We start from the raw sequence: 14,349 nt of genomic DNA, 5'->3' as shown, positions 1-14,349 counted from the left end.
ACAACGTCATTACTGGCGATTAAACACGCCTTTTCTTTATAGTGAATTAATATGGCGTAAATAATACTCGGCTTGCTCTACAATAACAGATTGCTCATTATCATCTAATTTATCCCAATGACTAAATAGCATACCTACACGAGGATTGTTTGCTAATAACCCTCTATGTTTATCCATAAAACGCCAATATAAACTATTAAATGGACAAGCATTCAGCCCTGTTTTCTTTTTAACCTCATACTGGCATGATGAGCAATAATCGCTCATTTTATTAATGTATGCCCCACTTGAAGCATAAGGCTTTGTTGCAACCACACCACCATCGGCAAACAGCGCCATACCTAGCGTGTTGGGCTTTTCTACCCACTCAACCGCATCAATATAAATACCTAAATACCACTGTTCGACTTCACTCGGCGCAATCCCCGTTAATAAACAAAAATTACCCGTGACCATTAAACGCTGAATATGATGAGCGTAGCTATAATCAAGCGACTGCTTAATCGCATGATGCATACACTGCATATTGGTTTTTGCATTCCAGAAAAAATCAGGTAACGAGCCGCTAGCTTCTAACGTGTTCTCTTTTCCGTAATGGGGCATATTTACCCAATAAATAGCGCGAATAAATTCACGCCAGCCTAGTATCTGACGAACAAACCCTTCAACTTGGGCAATATCAATTTTTGAATCTGGCTGAGAGTAAGCATCAATAGCCGCTTGGATCACTTGCATGGGATGCAACATTTTCGCATTCAAAGCAAAAGATAAACGAGAATGGTATAAGCTCCATGCTGACTCACTTCTCGTGGTCATCGCATCTTGAAAGCGTCCAAACAAAGGCAATAAATCACGGCAAAAGTAAATCAGTAGCGCTTGTGATTGTTTACGGTTTGTTGGCCAAAGTAACTGCTCACAAGATTGACCGATTGTGTTGATACCGTATTTTTCGAGTCGTTTAGAAATAGCACTAACATCATTACTAAACATTAACGGTTGAGGAATAGCTTCAATATCAACAGCCTTTAACTTATTTCGATTTGCGCCATCATAATTCCATTTACCACCTTGAGGCTTTCCTTCAACCATTAATACATCAAATCGTTTCCGCATAGCGCGATAAAAATGCTCCATACGGTGATGTTTGTTTGGTGTTATATACTGCTCAAGTTCGGCCAATGTCAGTAAGAAATGCTCGCTATCACATGCTTGAACGGTTACATCAGGAATCTTTAACGTCGCTAACTGTTGCGATAATCGGTATTCGTCTGGTTGTTGATATTCAAATGCTTGGCAATGATATTGCTGACAAAGTGAAATAATTAAATCAGGTAAATCATGATAGGTATGAGTATCGTCTAATGTTAAATGTAAAACCTCATGTCCTGCTTGTTGCAGCGCAATCGCAAAATTTTCCATCGCAGCAAAAAATGCACAGATCTTTTGATGGTGGTGAGTAACATAGTTGGTTTCTTGCTTTAGCTCTGCAATAACATACAGCACATGTTCATTGGGTTGTTGATACCAATGATGACTCGCATTGAGTTGATCGCCTAAAATAAAACGAAGAGTTGTATAGCGCGATTGCATGATTATCCTCTACCACTCATTGGCCAATCATCAATATTTACGCTGTCTAAGGTATTAAGATTTTCATCCCCTCGCCAATGGCGAATAAAATGCTGATTAGGATCAAATATTCGTGTTTGTTTTTCTAAGTCAAACCAACGTTTTTCACGACTGTCTGTTCCAACACCTGCAATATATTGCCAATTGCCCCAGTTTGCCGCGACATCATGATCAATCAGCTGTTGTTCAAAATAAGCTGCACCGTAGCGCCAATCAACAGATAGCTCATTAACCAAACAACTTGCAACTATTTGGCGCCCACGATTAGACATATAGCCCGTTTGGTTTAACTGTTTCATAAACGCATTAACAATAGGATATGGTGTTGAGCCCTCACACCATTGTTTAAAACGAGTTGGATAAAAACTGCTTAATAAACGTTTATTTTGCACGCCACTGAAACGATACAGATCTCGCCCAACAGCATGGGCATGCCATTGAAAAAACTCACGCCATAACAACTCAAAGAAGATCCAGTAGGTTGATGAATTTTTCTCTTTGTATTTTTCATAATCTAGCAAGGTAGCCATAATCATTTTGGCGGATAGTGCACCACACGCTAACCACGGTGAAAATTTGGTTGAGTTATCCCAACCCTCTATGGCATTACGCGTCTCTTTATAACTAGACGGTAAACGAGAAGAAAAGTATTGCTGTAAATGCATCAGTGCTGCATTTTCACCACCATGCCACTCCACCTGATCATTATCTAAAATGGGAACATTTCGAATATCTAAATATCCAGAACAATATACATTGGGTTGTGGCGGTAAATAATCAGGCACAGGTAGGGACGAAAAAACAGTGACGCTTTGCTCTATCTGTTTACGAAATTTTGAAAATCTATTTGGCATATCTGAAAGAGGAAACGGCAGTTGATTTTGTGAATACAACGTATGCGTATCGACTTCTACAAATTGAAAATGGGGGTAACATTGTTTTAGGTAATGCCATTGCTGTTGTTCATACCAGCCGCAGTGACGACTCCGATAGATAAGGTTAATACCGTATTGTTCTATTAATTTAGGCATAAAAACCATAGGATCGGCTTGCATCACTAATAAACGCTGACCCAATGTGGCTAAATTAGATTGCAGTGCTTGTAGCGATTGCAGCAGGAAGCGATGGCGAATGGCTCCCACCGAGACAAGTTGATAACGATTAAATTGCTGCTTTTGTGGCTCCATAAAATAAATACACAGCAAGTTGTCACAATACTCGTAAGCTTGATGAAGTATAGGGTTATCGTGTAAACGTAGATCATTGGTAAACCAATAAAGAGCTTTTACCGCCATAAATTATATGCCTTATTTTTTATCGACTCTTCATTTACGATACGAATAGGCATAACGATCGATTTTTATTCTTGCTGTCAAGAAATTTAGGCAATAAAAAAGCCAGTATTATTAACAAGAAAGGTAATAATACTGGCTGAAAATGTAATTAGTCGTTAATCAAATTCTGGCTGATTACGGTTTTTAAAATTCACCAATAATCCCATCACCAGTACCACAACCGTCACTATTAAAATAGACTGGAATACGTGGTGATATTGCGCAGCAGAAGTAATTAAATCAATGGCATCACCTTTTGGTGTATTGGTTGATGTTAACTCAGCAATGTTTGCTGCTAAATAGTTTGCTACCGAACCACCCATTAACATGTAAATACCCGCAACCGTACCTGTTGCTCCTTGCGGATTCATACGCGTAATTGCAGCTAACGCGACAGGGTCAATAAATAGCTCAGCAATACCAATGAAAAACAAACCAATAAATAGCCATAGGAATGTTGTATGACCTGTTGCCATTGCTAACTTAGAAGACAACGTAATCAAACTAAAGCCCGCAGTTAAGAGAAACAAACCCATGTTTAATTTAGTTAATGTACGAACAGAGATCTGACGTGTCGATAATACTTTCCACAACCATGTCACCGCAGCACCACCCACAATAACGGCTACAGGATTCACCGATTGGAAGAAAGCTGTTGGAATATGGTAACCAAAAATATCAGTATCAATATTACGCTCGATGAATAAGCTGATTGAACTGCCACCTTGCTGATCAAATGCCCAAAACACCATACCAAAAATCATAAAGTACATAATTGAGTGAAGTTTCTTGCGATCTTCAGCATCACTCTTACGGTATAAACGCAGCATTTGTAGTGCTGAAAATGCAAGGATCACGGCAAGAATGTAACCGGCTAATAAATCTTTAAGTACAAATACAAGACCTATCGCGGCAGCAACGACACCGAGAATGATTAAGAACCAGTGACTAATACCTGCTGTTTTTTGTGTTAACGCCGCTTTATTGGCTTTTTGTACATGGGCAAAGTTTTTACGGCCCGTACTAAAAATGATTAAGCCAATAAACATACCAATACCTGCAAGAGCAAAGCCCACATGCCATCCCCAACGGCTTGCAGCATACCCACAGAAAATTGGCGCTAAAGCAGAACCAATGTTACCGCCTATATAGGATATAGAAAATCCTGATTCACGTGCGCTTTCATGACCTTTATATAACTCACCCAATAAACAGCTTGAGTTAGTTTTAAAAAAGCCATAACCACAAATAATTAATGCTAACGCAGAATACAAGGTCGTATGATCGTTACTCGGAATACTTAATACAATGTGGCCAGCAACCATCAGTGAGCCACCAATAACAACAGCCCAGTAATTACCCAAATAACGGTCTGCTAAATAACCCCCTAAAATGGGTGTCACATAAACTAAAGATGTATATGCACCATATAGAGCATAAGCATGTTCATCTGACATTAAGAGTTTTTGGGTTAAAAATAGAATTAATAGCGAACGCATGCCGTAGTAGCTAAAAAATTCCCACATTTGTATTGCGATGAGGTGAAAAAGCCCTTTAGGCTGAGAGGATAATTGCATATTGATTCCTGTAAAAAGGCCCGTTTAGCTAACGGTTGTCATTCTTATGGGTGTGTTTATACCTAGGGTATTTAAGAATGAAAATACACTGAACTTCTCTAAGCTCAAGCATATTCTTACCCCATATTTAGTATCTTACTTTTCATAGTTTTAGACATTTAATCATTGCTTCACTAGAAATAGATTATTCCATTTACAAGCAGTAAACAAACATCATTCCATTTTTAGTTCTAACAAAGCATCAATTTTGAAAAAAACTAAGTATTCATAAGGTTATGTTAAAAACACGTCACTAAACTAAAATCTTCAGTAGAGCTATATAACAAAAATCACAACATTAATGTAACAAAAAAGCCGTAACAATCGCTGCTACGGCTTTAATAAAAGAAACAGTTAGAACACGTTATAGCGTTAAATCTAACTCATTATGAATTAATACGATGCATTGAGAAGCAAATAACATCTTAGGACCTAAGCTAATCTTCTGCGCGCCTAAGCGTTTTAAGCTATTATAACTTTTCTTCGGCATTGGCATGTGATCGGTTAATAAGAAACAAGGGTTCGCAGCAAGTTCAATATCGCGAACAAAATCCCCTTTCTTATCTAACATGTATAATTGGTAGTCTTCAGCAAGTTCAACTATCAGCTTTTCAAAACTGATCGTACGAACTGTGATCCCCGGTTCTACATTACGACATTGCTCTTTACCCATGCCTAATGATTTATCAAGCGCATGAGTAATCTTATCTAACCATGCTTGCTCATGAAAACCCGTTAAATTAGTAATATCATTTGAATTAAAGCTAATGGTACGAGAAAAGTCTTGCGTACTTTCAAGCACTAAATGCACCATAATATCTTCGCGGTGAGACTGCGCCACAAAAATAGCATTCATTAAAACGTGAGCCAAAATTTCAGTGTGAGCATCTTGACCCACAGATGCTAATAGCATTTTACTGTCGGTGGGTGCAGAACGGGCTCTTAATACGAAAGCACGCATAGTTAATATCCTAGAAGTTGAAAGTGACACCAGCATCGCTACACATAGGTATATACCAATCATATACCTACAGCGAGCGCAGTATTATCCCCGCTTTTCATCAATATGTAACCCCCATTGATCAGATTCCTATTTTTAAGCGTATTAAGTTAATCAATCAATGACGACTAGGTAATATGAACACTATCACTCGATTACCCTCCCACACACTTGGCTATCTAGGTCTTATTCCTTTTGCCCTAAGTGCACTCGCTATCAGCCTTGAGATACGTATTTTTAACACTTCCGCTTTGCTCATTTTCGTCAGTTACAGTGCCATTATTCTTAGTTTTCTTTCTGGTGTTATGTGGGGAAACAGCCTTAATCATAACGAAACTTCAACCTGTATATATCCTCTACTCTTAAGTAATCTTTTTGCGCTACTGGCTTGGTTTTCACTTTTATACTCAACGAGTAACTACACTTGGGCTCTTGTTGCATTAATGCTGGGGTTTATCTGTATTCGTATCGCCGAGATAAAATTTAACTCCGCTCATCAAGATGAGTATTATCAACAATTACGTAATCGTCTAACTACTTTTGTTTGCGGATTACATGCGGTTGTATTTGCAATCACATAACCAGGGAATATGAAAAATGGAAAAGATGATCATCTTTTATGATGGAAGTTGCCCACTTTGCGTCGCTGAAATGAAACAACTTCGACAACTTAATAAACATCAAAAATTACAATTTGAAGATATTCTTGCGCCTGATTTTATCCAACGCTTTCCTGATATATCAAAAGAAAAAGCCAGCACTGTTTTACACGGTTTACTCTCATCTCAAATAGGCGCAGAACAACAGCTTTTACTTGGTCTTGATGTCACTTATAAAGCATGGAACCTGGTTGGTAAAAAGAAATGGTTAAAGATACTCAGGCTTCCTGTGATACGTATCGTTGCAGATAAAGCATACTTATTTTTTGCCAGAAACCGTTATCATATTTCCTATTTATTAACCGGAAAATCCCGTTGTAATAGCTGTTCAATTGATTAATAGACGTCAGCTAAGCTAAATGTTTAACACTATGCTCAATCACGATCTTACTTTTCTATTAGGTTATTTATCTTTTGATAAATCAGTGGAATGAGCCCAATACGACATCCATAACTTAACATCACGGTTGACTATATTCAGCCGCAACTCTTTATTAATATACGCTAGAGTTTTAGTTCTTGTACTAAGTACAAAAAACAATTATTCCCAAAAAAATTAAAATCAATACAAGCCTAACATTTAGAATAAAACGCCATCAATCAGACTACACACAGTCATAAAAATGACAATTTTAATTCTTTTAAGTGATACCTCTAATTTTTGTATTTATTTACGTGCATATATATAAAACACTATTTACACTCGCCGCACTTTCTAACACCTCATTTTCTGAGACAACAATGCAACTATCACTGAAACAAAAGCTGATCAGCGCGAGCTTGTCTGCTGTTGTCCTTATGGCAACAGTATTAACTTGGCTTGCTGCCAGTAATTTACAACAACAAACAAATGAAAATATCTTAGATCGCGTACAAAGCGTAGCAACCACAGCTACCAGCGGTATTGAAGATTGGATTAATATCCGTCGCAGTATTACCTCTTCAGTAAAAGAACCCTATCAAAAAGCAGATCTTGTGCCTTTCCTTCAACAAGCACGCGATGCTGGCGGTTTTGACGATATTTACTACGGCACCGTTGCAGGACAAATGCTGCGTTCACACCCAGAACGTAACCGTGCTGATTACGATCCTCGTACTCGCCCTTGGTACGGTGATGCCGTTAACAGCAATAAACAAGTGATCACCACCGCTTATCAAGACGCTATTACTAACGCCCTTTTAGTGACGATTGCCGAGCCTATTCGACATAGCGGCGCACTTGCCGGTGTTATCGGTGCCGACGTATTAATTGATCAACTCATTAACGATGTGATCAGTTTGAACGTTGGTGATAATGCTCATGCTATGTTAATCGATAAAAAGAATGGAACTTTCCTTGCTCATTCTGATAAGTCACTGTTATTGAAACCGATTGCTAATTATAGCAATCAGTTAAACATGGGTAACATTGAACAAAGTGCCAATACAAACCGCTTAGAGCAGATCTCAATCAAAGGGGTAGATAAGCTATTTTACTTTGCAAATATCCCAAATAGTGATTGGATATTTGGCCTTGAAATGGATAAATCGACAGAAGAAGCCAGCTACTATTCACTATTAACAGAGTTAATCATCACCGCTATTGTGATCACTTTGATCGTGGTTATGGCGGTAGCGTGGTTAGTAAACTATCTTCTTCGCGATCTTAACCGTGTATCTAAAGCACTGGCTGAAATTGCAAATGGTGAAGGTGATTTAACACAACGTTTAGAACCAAGAAGCCAAGACGAAGTGGGTAAGCTTGCACTAAATTTCAACCAGTTTGTCGGTAACATGCACCAAATGGTGACTCGATTACGTCATGTTTCAGAATCACTTAATCATCAATCTCATATAACCGCTTCACAAGCCGAAGAGCGCAGCACTCGTATTCAGCATCAGCAAGATGAAATTAATATGGTCGCAACAGCAATCAATGAAATGGCAGCCGCCACACAAGAGATTGCTGCCAACGCAGAAAACACAGCAAGAACATCAGAGCAAACGGTAACCGCTTCTAATCACGGTGCAACACAGGTCAACCAAAGCCAACAATCCATCAGCACATTAGCGCAAGAAGTGGATACGGCAACATCTGTGATCAGTGAGCTAAATCACCATGCTCAAAGCATTACAACTATCCTATCTACAATTCAAGGGATTGCTGAACAAACCAACTTATTGGCATTAAATGCCGCGATTGAAGCAGCCCGAGCTGGTGAGCAAGGTCGAGGGTTTGCTGTTGTTGCAGATGAGGTACGTGTACTTAGCCAACGGACGCATGCATCAACTCAAGAAATTCAACAAATGATAGAGACCCTACAAAAAACCACAGGTCAAGCTGTGAATATCATGGAGGATAGTCGTCATCTCTCTGAAACCAGTGTTGATGATGCCAATGCAGCAGCAGTAAGCTTGTCACAAATTACGACTGCCGTAACCACGATCAATGATATGGCAACACAAATTGCTTCCGCCGCTGAAGAGCAATCTTCCGTAACATCTGAGATCACCCGTAATACAGAGGGAATTCGTGATGTTTCTAATGAACTTGCTGTAGAAGCCAATGAAGCCGCCAAACAGGCAGCTGAGCTATCAAATTTATCTCATGAACTGCAACAAGAAATCAGTCGCTTTAAACTCTAAACATACCGTTATAACAACGAAAAACTAACGACAAAAGCTAGCATATAGCATGCTAGCTTTTGTTCTATATACCGCTAACTACTATGCCAATATTTCCATTTCTCTTCACACTTTGTTTCAGTATTAACACCATGCGGCATGGGGTAACCCAACAGATCGCTATAAAAATGAATATGAAAAACACTTAAGCGCAAGCTGCCCTATTGCTAGTGATAACATGAAACATTTCGTCTATTTTGCTAAAGACAGACAAGCCATTAAATCTCATCCTTTACTCAACAAACCTCGTTTTGTAGGCGCACAAATCATGTATTCATGGTCTGACTTAGAACCTCAAAAAGACGTTTAAGATTTCTCTATCATTTTTGATGATTATGAATACCTAAAAAAGCACGGTAAAAAACTGTTTATTCAACTTCAAGATGCAACCTTCTATTCTGAAAATAAAGCCGTACCTAAATACCTTCTCACTATTAGTGCAAGCATTAGGACGCCAGTTTGACGAAAAATGGAAGGGATAAACTTACAAAAAACCGCTATTGGTGTATCAGTAAAAACCGATCCAAGCTTTAATGAAAAAGACTATATAACAGGTATCAAAGCAAACATGCTGACCTTGAAACAGACGTTTCCTTCCTCAACAACCATGCAATATGCCAACTTTGTTAACGGTGAATGGCTTCCTTGGGAAGACAAAGGTTACCTGAAAAGTATTTATCGATATGGCGAAAAAATGGGTGTGGGATTAGGTGCACCTGATCTCATGGTTAAGCGTCGAGGACAATTAAACCATGCTTTAGCTATGATGCATGAAAATAAGTATTCCGTCCCTTTAGGGATTGCCATTCAAGACGGTAATTACATAGGGCAAACAAACACAACTGCAGTAGTTGAAAAACGAAACAACATCGCACCGATGCTGCACTCATTTAGTCAGCACTTCCTAAAAGTAAAATACATGTTCTGGGGATACCAAGAACCCTACTTTACAGAAGATGTTGTTACTTGCTTAAACGCTTAACTTAACACATCAGGTTAACAGCAAAGCCAGCATTTATTGCTGGCTTTGTTAACTTAAAACGAACATATAAATTATTGCACAGACTAATAATAAATAAGTAATAATTCGATAAATAATAACTTTAATAATAATTTATTGTTATTGTATATGATCTTAAAAACCGTCCAAACTGAGGTCCGGTATCATTACGGGGATTAAAATCCTTAATCGGCTTTACTATTATTTGATACTTTAAATGATTAAGCTCATATAAATTATCATTATATATATGACCAAACTGAATTGGATCAAACCCATTACGATAAAAATGAACATCAACTGCATCACGGTTAATTTCATCAAATACTTCATTTGGCGTCATTGTATATGTCGCATACATCGTATTCGGTTCAGGAGAAATTCCTGCTTGTCCAGTACTAATATCACTATGTGTACACTGTAGAGCAGCATCTAGATCTCGCATACTTGAAGTCTCACCGGGAGTCATATCACCAACATCATTATTCAATTCACTATCAACAAATCCACATGTATTTTGAACAATATGTAACTGTATATAATCTGTATCAATTATTGAGGTATTATTATTTGTCGTTCTTTTGGTATGTATCGGAATACTATAAATTGTACTTACAGGACTGATGGGAACTTCAAATTGAATCTTGGTTAATTTAATATCGTAACTTGCTTTATAACCATCAAGCCTTCCATTACCTGTTTTAAAACTAAAACCAGCTCGAACATTGTTTCGACATTTTTTTGTATCATAATCACTATTTTTAGGTTGAGGAGTTGAATTGTAACCTCTTGGAAACCAGGTTGGCACAGGATCTCCCCTATTAGACCAATCATAATCACAATTATTTATATTTCCCCAACTCTGCCCTTTCGCTTAATTCTCATACGGTTATATGTACTCACAATTGTTGCTTGGATATCTTTAAATTTATATGTTGGCACACCATAGTTATGCTCTCTAGCTAAAGATAGGCCATTCCAAACATGATTCTTACCAGTATCAAACTCACCGTTATAACCATCAAGATTTACATCAACAATGACAGTACGTCCCGGATTTACATAAATATTTTTCTCATTAGCCTGTGAAAAAGAAGAAATTAAAGATAAACACAGAATCCTTTTATTCATTAATTAATACCAAAATAAACATAGCGATTTAAAGATTATATATTATTAAAACATTCTAATATTGAAAATATAAGATAATTTAACAATCTCGATATACAACAACCACAGTTTATATTGTAATAAAAAATTAATATAGAGAATAACAAGATACCATTCAATTCCAAAAAGGAAACAGACTATCTTTATCATTAAAATAACTATAAAGATGAATACTTTACTTATTGATAAAAAAAGGCTTAAGCTATTAAAATATAGCTTAAGCCTTTTTAAAACCAATATCATGATTAAAAATAATCAATTCTTACATTATATGATCGAGTAAAAGCACCAAACTGAGCAGCCGTGTTATCATGAGGATCAAATTCATCAATTGGACTTGGTATAACTTGATATTCCAAGTTGTTTAATTCAAATATATCATCATATACTTGACCTAAATTAACACGAACATTATTCGGTCTAAATAAGAACACATTTACAGCCTTGTCATTAAAATTACTCGCTATATTCTCTTCAATACGATAATTTGCCAACATTGTATTTTCCGTATTCGATAAGCCAGCATTAACAGCGGTTCCAACTTCATTATTTTCAGAAATACAGGTTAAATCAAGGTCCACTGGAGTTCTCGGTCCATCGATACCGGGTGTAATATCGCCAACATTAATATCTATATCAGCGTTATTAGCTCCAAACGTACAGGTATTTTGTATAATATGTACAGTGATTCTATCAGCAGTGCCGACATTAATAGGTCTATCAGCATTATTTCTTTGCACTCGATGGAAAATAGAAAATCTTTCTTGTTGAGTGGTAGCATTAGCGGGTACAACTATACGTACCTGATTTACTCTAGTTCGAAGGTTAACTCTCCAATTATTGCGCAAAACCCGATTTCTGAGGTGAAACCCCAAACGTTGACTTCCTCCTCCACAAAATCTATGCAATATATTACCCGCTAAATTATGGCCAGGAAACGCACCAGGAAGTGGGTTACCGCCAAGGTTACAATTCCAATTTGTTCCACCACCATTAAATAACAAGCTAAATGTTGATGCAGTTCCCACCATACTAAGAGTTATATTACCTCTAGTTTCAGATCGTGAGTATTCGTCACTAGTACCGACTCGTTCATGAGCCCAAAAGAACTCACTGTTAACTAATTGATTATTTAAAGTAATTCCATCTAGCACAACTGGAACTACAACGTCTCTACCTGGATTAACAAAAACATCAATATCATTAGCATATACATTAAAAGTACTGGTAACAATTAGGAACAACATGATTCCTTTAATTTTAATCATTCTGATAGCCTAATATGTATTCTAAAATTAAAACGTTTAATTAGTATTTAATATCCTAATTTCCCTTGAAAATGACTGACTGTTCCGTAATCATTAATAGCGTCAAATTCAAATTTTGAGATTGTTGCTACATAATTGTTTTTAATAAATACTGAACTTTCAGGTGGAAAAACACCTAACTGCTGTTTCATCTCATTGTTTAGTTTTATTTCTTTACCATTAAATTTAACGTTAACTACTGCTAGATAAAAAGGTGTTGGATTCGTAATTTTTATATTTCCATTAGATTTAACAATTGATAATAATTTCTCAGCATTAGCCCTTTTACCTAAAAGAACTTTAGGTCTATAAATTAGTTTTACTCTTGTTTTTAAAGCTAGTGTTATTCTACTTTTTTTAGACTTATCAACAGGTGGTATTTCTTGTAAATTGAGCCAGTACAGAGATTCATTATTAAGAGATGACGATTTATGTGTATTTAGCAGTCTAACAACTTGTGTTTCACCTTTGTTAAATTTAAAAAAGTTAGGCATAGGGATAAAGTTAACGTTTTTATCTTTTTTATTTTCGTTCTCTATCCATATTTGAGCAGCGTATGTTTTATCTGCTATATTCTCTATCTTAATTTCAACGCTTTTATCGCCTTCATTAACAATATATCTTGTTGCGTTTAATTGTAATGCAGCTAACGAATTGCTACTGTAAAAAAGTATAAATAGCCCAATATGTAAAATATATTTGAATGTCATGAATCAACCTAAGTAAAATACGATTAATAATAAGTTAAAGTAATTCTTAACTTGCTTGTAAACTCCCCTGCATTTAAATCTGTATAATTACCGTTACCCGTGTAAATCAGTGTAGCAGTAACATCATGGATAAATTCTGTTTCATTACCGATAGGAACAGGGTAGTTTTGATCAAATACCAAGTTACTGCCTTCAACTAAGAGTTTTATACCAAGTTCATCTTTACTCGTAGAAAGTATTCCATCAGAACTTCCTAATGTATCAATAGGGTCATATTTGATATTAATGCCGTCAATAATTTCAGGCCTAGCGCAATGAATCACAACTGGCACTGTTTCTGTTATAATACCCGTTATTACCTGCCCCGTATCAACAGTTTCAAAATCAACGGTTTCATCATTATTACTATTAACAGTACAACCTGGACTAATAATATTACCGCTAATATTTACAGTTACTTCAGCTATATGTGCCATTACGTAATTAGATGATAAAAGTAATACTGCAAAAGCAATTTTATTCACACTCATATAAATACCATTTAATAAGTCTTAGTAATTACCCATTGATAATGTATTCTCTACTACTGCCAAAATCATCGAGTGCATAAATTGTAATTTTTGAACTAGATTTAACCTTTATCCCAGATAGATCTATTGAACTTTTTGGAGAAAATAATCCTAATTTTTTATCAACGGATTTATTAAAATGAATCAATTTACCATCCACTATTACTTTACTAATAGCAAAATAATATGATGTTGGGTTAATTATCTTATAACCATGATTCACTTTTTCTATTTTTATTTCTTTTTCTGCTTCCAAACGAGTCTTTTGTAATGATGTTGGTCTGTATATCAACTTCACTTTTGTTTGAAGCGCTATTTGCATAAAGCTATCAGGAGCATCTTTTGGCCGAGGTGGCATTTCAAGAACATTAATAAAAAAGAGTGACTCTTGATCCTTTCTTATATTATTTCCAATCTTTTTTAATCTTATAATTTGTCGACCATTTTTTACTATTTTAAACATTGAAGGAAGCACAATAAAATTAACACTATTCGTATTTATTTCATTCAGATTATCTATCCATACTTGGCCGCCATAGTTAACATCACTATCATTGACAATTTTTACGGTAATATCACCTTGTCCTTCATTATAAATATAACGCGTTTTGTTCATTTTAAGCCCAGCATATACACTGCTAGAAAGTAGCATACAACTTACTAAACAAAATGATATTAAGTAATTTTTCAT

At 36.3% G+C, this 14,349-nt stretch carries 15 protein-coding genes; 5 read left to right on the top strand and 10 right to left on the bottom strand.

Annotation, left to right across the window (positions count from 1 at the left end):
• Positions 1-36 precede the first annotated feature (36 nt).
• The 4 genes from C9J41_RS06425 to trmY form a co-directional block, all read right to left on the bottom strand.
• Positions 37-1,590: a cryptochrome/photolyase family protein gene (locus tag C9J41_RS06425; RefSeq protein WP_199190653.1), complete on the bottom strand. Its 1,554-nt coding sequence runs from the start codon at positions 1,588-1,590 to the stop codon at positions 37-39.
• Positions 1,591-1,592: 2 nt separating this feature from the next.
• Positions 1,593-2,924, bottom strand: coding sequence for a DASH family cryptochrome (locus C9J41_RS06420; protein ID WP_107294365.1), 1,332 nt, complete (start codon positions 2,922-2,924; stop codon positions 1,593-1,595).
• A 155-nt stretch (positions 2,925-3,079) separates the two neighbouring features.
• Complete coding sequence (locus tag C9J41_RS06415; protein ID WP_107206677.1) at positions 3,080-4,540, bottom strand: peptide MFS transporter; 1,461 nt, start codon at positions 4,538-4,540, stop codon at positions 3,080-3,082.
• 403 nt (positions 4,541-4,943) lie between these two features.
• The gene (gene trmY, locus C9J41_RS06410) at positions 4,944-5,540 is read right to left on the bottom strand and encodes a tRNA (pseudouridine(54)-N(1))-methyltransferase TrmY (RefSeq protein ID WP_107206678.1); all 597 of its coding nucleotides are present in this window, start codon (positions 5,538-5,540) and stop codon (positions 4,944-4,946) included.
• A gap of 176 nt (positions 5,541-5,716) precedes the next feature.
• Between trmY and C9J41_RS06405 the strand changes: the two genes are divergently transcribed.
• The 5 genes from C9J41_RS06405 (at position 5,717) to C9J41_RS22010 (ending at position 9,884) form a co-directional block, all read left to right on the top strand.
• Positions 5,717-6,160 carry a DUF3429 domain-containing protein gene (locus C9J41_RS06405; protein WP_107294364.1) on the top strand — a complete coding sequence of 148 codons (444 nt, stop codon included), beginning with the start codon at positions 5,717-5,719 and terminating at the stop codon, positions 6,158-6,160.
• A 16-nt stretch (positions 6,161-6,176) separates the two neighbouring features.
• Entirely contained in the window at positions 6,177-6,578 is a 402-nt protein-coding gene (locus C9J41_RS06400; protein ID WP_107206680.1) for a thiol-disulfide oxidoreductase DCC family protein, read from the top strand.
• 401 nt (positions 6,579-6,979) lie between these two features.
• The gene (locus C9J41_RS06395; RefSeq protein ID WP_107246187.1) at positions 6,980-8,863 is read left to right on the top strand and encodes a methyl-accepting chemotaxis protein; all 1,884 of its coding nucleotides are present in this window, start codon (positions 6,980-6,982) and stop codon (positions 8,861-8,863) included.
• Positions 8,864-9,080: 217 nt separating this feature from the next.
• Positions 9,081-9,212, top strand: a complete 132-nt coding sequence (locus C9J41_RS22100; RefSeq protein WP_255418312.1) for a hypothetical protein — start codon at positions 9,081-9,083, stop codon at positions 9,210-9,212.
• A 159-nt stretch (positions 9,213-9,371) separates the two neighbouring features.
• On the top strand, positions 9,372-9,884 hold the full coding sequence (locus C9J41_RS22010) for a hypothetical protein (protein WP_233217813.1): 513 nt from the start codon (positions 9,372-9,374) through the stop codon (positions 9,882-9,884).
• 121 nt (positions 9,885-10,005) lie between these two features.
• On the opposite strand, the gene C9J41_RS06385 is transcribed toward C9J41_RS22010, so the two are convergent.
• The 6 genes from C9J41_RS06385 to C9J41_RS06360 form a co-directional block, all read right to left on the bottom strand.
• The gene (locus C9J41_RS06385; RefSeq protein WP_107206682.1) at positions 10,006-10,710 is read right to left on the bottom strand and encodes a hypothetical protein; all 705 of its coding nucleotides are present in this window, start codon (positions 10,708-10,710) and stop codon (positions 10,006-10,008) included.
• Positions 10,711-10,748: 38 nt separating this feature from the next.
• A complete protein-coding gene (locus tag C9J41_RS06380) occupies positions 10,749-11,033 on the bottom strand; it encodes a hypothetical protein (protein ID WP_107294363.1) in 285 nt (94 codons plus the stop codon).
• 284 nt (positions 11,034-11,317) lie between these two features.
• A complete protein-coding gene (locus tag C9J41_RS06375; RefSeq protein WP_107246192.1) occupies positions 11,318-12,340 on the bottom strand; it encodes a hypothetical protein in 1,023 nt (340 codons plus the stop codon).
• A 47-nt stretch (positions 12,341-12,387) separates the two neighbouring features.
• Positions 12,388-13,089, bottom strand: a complete 702-nt coding sequence (locus C9J41_RS06370; protein WP_107291338.1) for a fimbria/pilus periplasmic chaperone — start codon at positions 13,087-13,089, stop codon at positions 12,388-12,390.
• 23 nt (positions 13,090-13,112) lie between these two features.
• Entirely contained in the window at positions 13,113-13,619 is a 507-nt protein-coding gene (locus tag C9J41_RS06365) for a fimbrial protein (protein ID WP_107206686.1), read from the bottom strand.
• A gap of 28 nt (positions 13,620-13,647) precedes the next feature.
• Positions 13,648-14,349 (bottom strand): fimbria/pilus periplasmic chaperone, encoded by a 702-nt coding sequence (locus C9J41_RS06360; RefSeq protein WP_158259671.1) that lies wholly within the window; start codon positions 14,347-14,349, stop codon positions 13,648-13,650.

Source organism: Photobacterium sp. GB-50 (assembly GCF_003026755.1).
Lineage (GTDB): Bacteria > Pseudomonadota > Gammaproteobacteria > Enterobacterales > Vibrionaceae > Photobacterium.
The sequence above is the reverse complement of the archived record's forward strand: the minus strand, read 5'-3'. Positions and strand labels throughout refer to the sequence as shown.

Excerpts from the sequence above, each read along its gene's own strand:
- C9J41_RS06425 (WP_199190653.1), bottom strand. The coding sequence starts at position 1,590 with ATGCAATCGCGCTATACAACTCTTCGTTTTATTTTAGGCGATCAACTC.
- C9J41_RS06420 (WP_107294365.1), bottom strand. The coding sequence starts at position 2,924 with ATGGCGGTAAAAGCTCTTTATTGGTTTACCAATGATCTACGTTTACAC.
- C9J41_RS06415 (WP_107206677.1), bottom strand. The coding sequence starts at position 4,540 with ATGCAATTATCCTCTCAGCCTAAAGGGCTTTTTCACCTCATCGCAATA.
- trmY (WP_107206678.1), bottom strand. The coding sequence starts at position 5,540 with ATGCGTGCTTTCGTATTAAGAGCCCGTTCTGCACCCACCGACAGTAAA.
- C9J41_RS06405 (WP_107294364.1), top strand. The coding sequence starts at position 5,717 with ATGAACACTATCACTCGATTACCCTCCCACACACTTGGCTATCTAGGT.
- C9J41_RS06400 (WP_107206680.1), top strand. The coding sequence starts at position 6,177 with ATGGAAAAGATGATCATCTTTTATGATGGAAGTTGCCCACTTTGCGTC.
- C9J41_RS06395 (WP_107246187.1), top strand. The coding sequence starts at position 6,980 with ATGCAACTATCACTGAAACAAAAGCTGATCAGCGCGAGCTTGTCTGCT.
- C9J41_RS22100 (WP_255418312.1), top strand. The coding sequence starts at position 9,081 with ATGAAACATTTCGTCTATTTTGCTAAAGACAGACAAGCCATTAAATCT.
- C9J41_RS22010 (WP_233217813.1), top strand. The coding sequence starts at position 9,372 with ATGGAAGGGATAAACTTACAAAAAACCGCTATTGGTGTATCAGTAAAA.
- C9J41_RS06380 (WP_107294363.1), bottom strand. The coding sequence starts at position 11,033 with ATGAATAAAAGGATTCTGTGTTTATCTTTAATTTCTTCTTTTTCACAG.
- C9J41_RS06375 (WP_107246192.1), bottom strand. The coding sequence starts at position 12,340 with ATGATTAAAATTAAAGGAATCATGTTGTTCCTAATTGTTACCAGTACT.
- C9J41_RS06370 (WP_107291338.1), bottom strand. The coding sequence starts at position 13,089 with ATGACATTCAAATATATTTTACATATTGGGCTATTTATACTTTTTTAC.
- C9J41_RS06365 (WP_107206686.1), bottom strand. The coding sequence starts at position 13,619 with ATGAGTGTGAATAAAATTGCTTTTGCAGTATTACTTTTATCATCTAAT.
- C9J41_RS06360 (WP_158259671.1), bottom strand. The coding sequence starts at position 14,349 with ATGAAAAATTACTTAATATCATTTTGTTTAGTAAGTTGTATGCTACTT.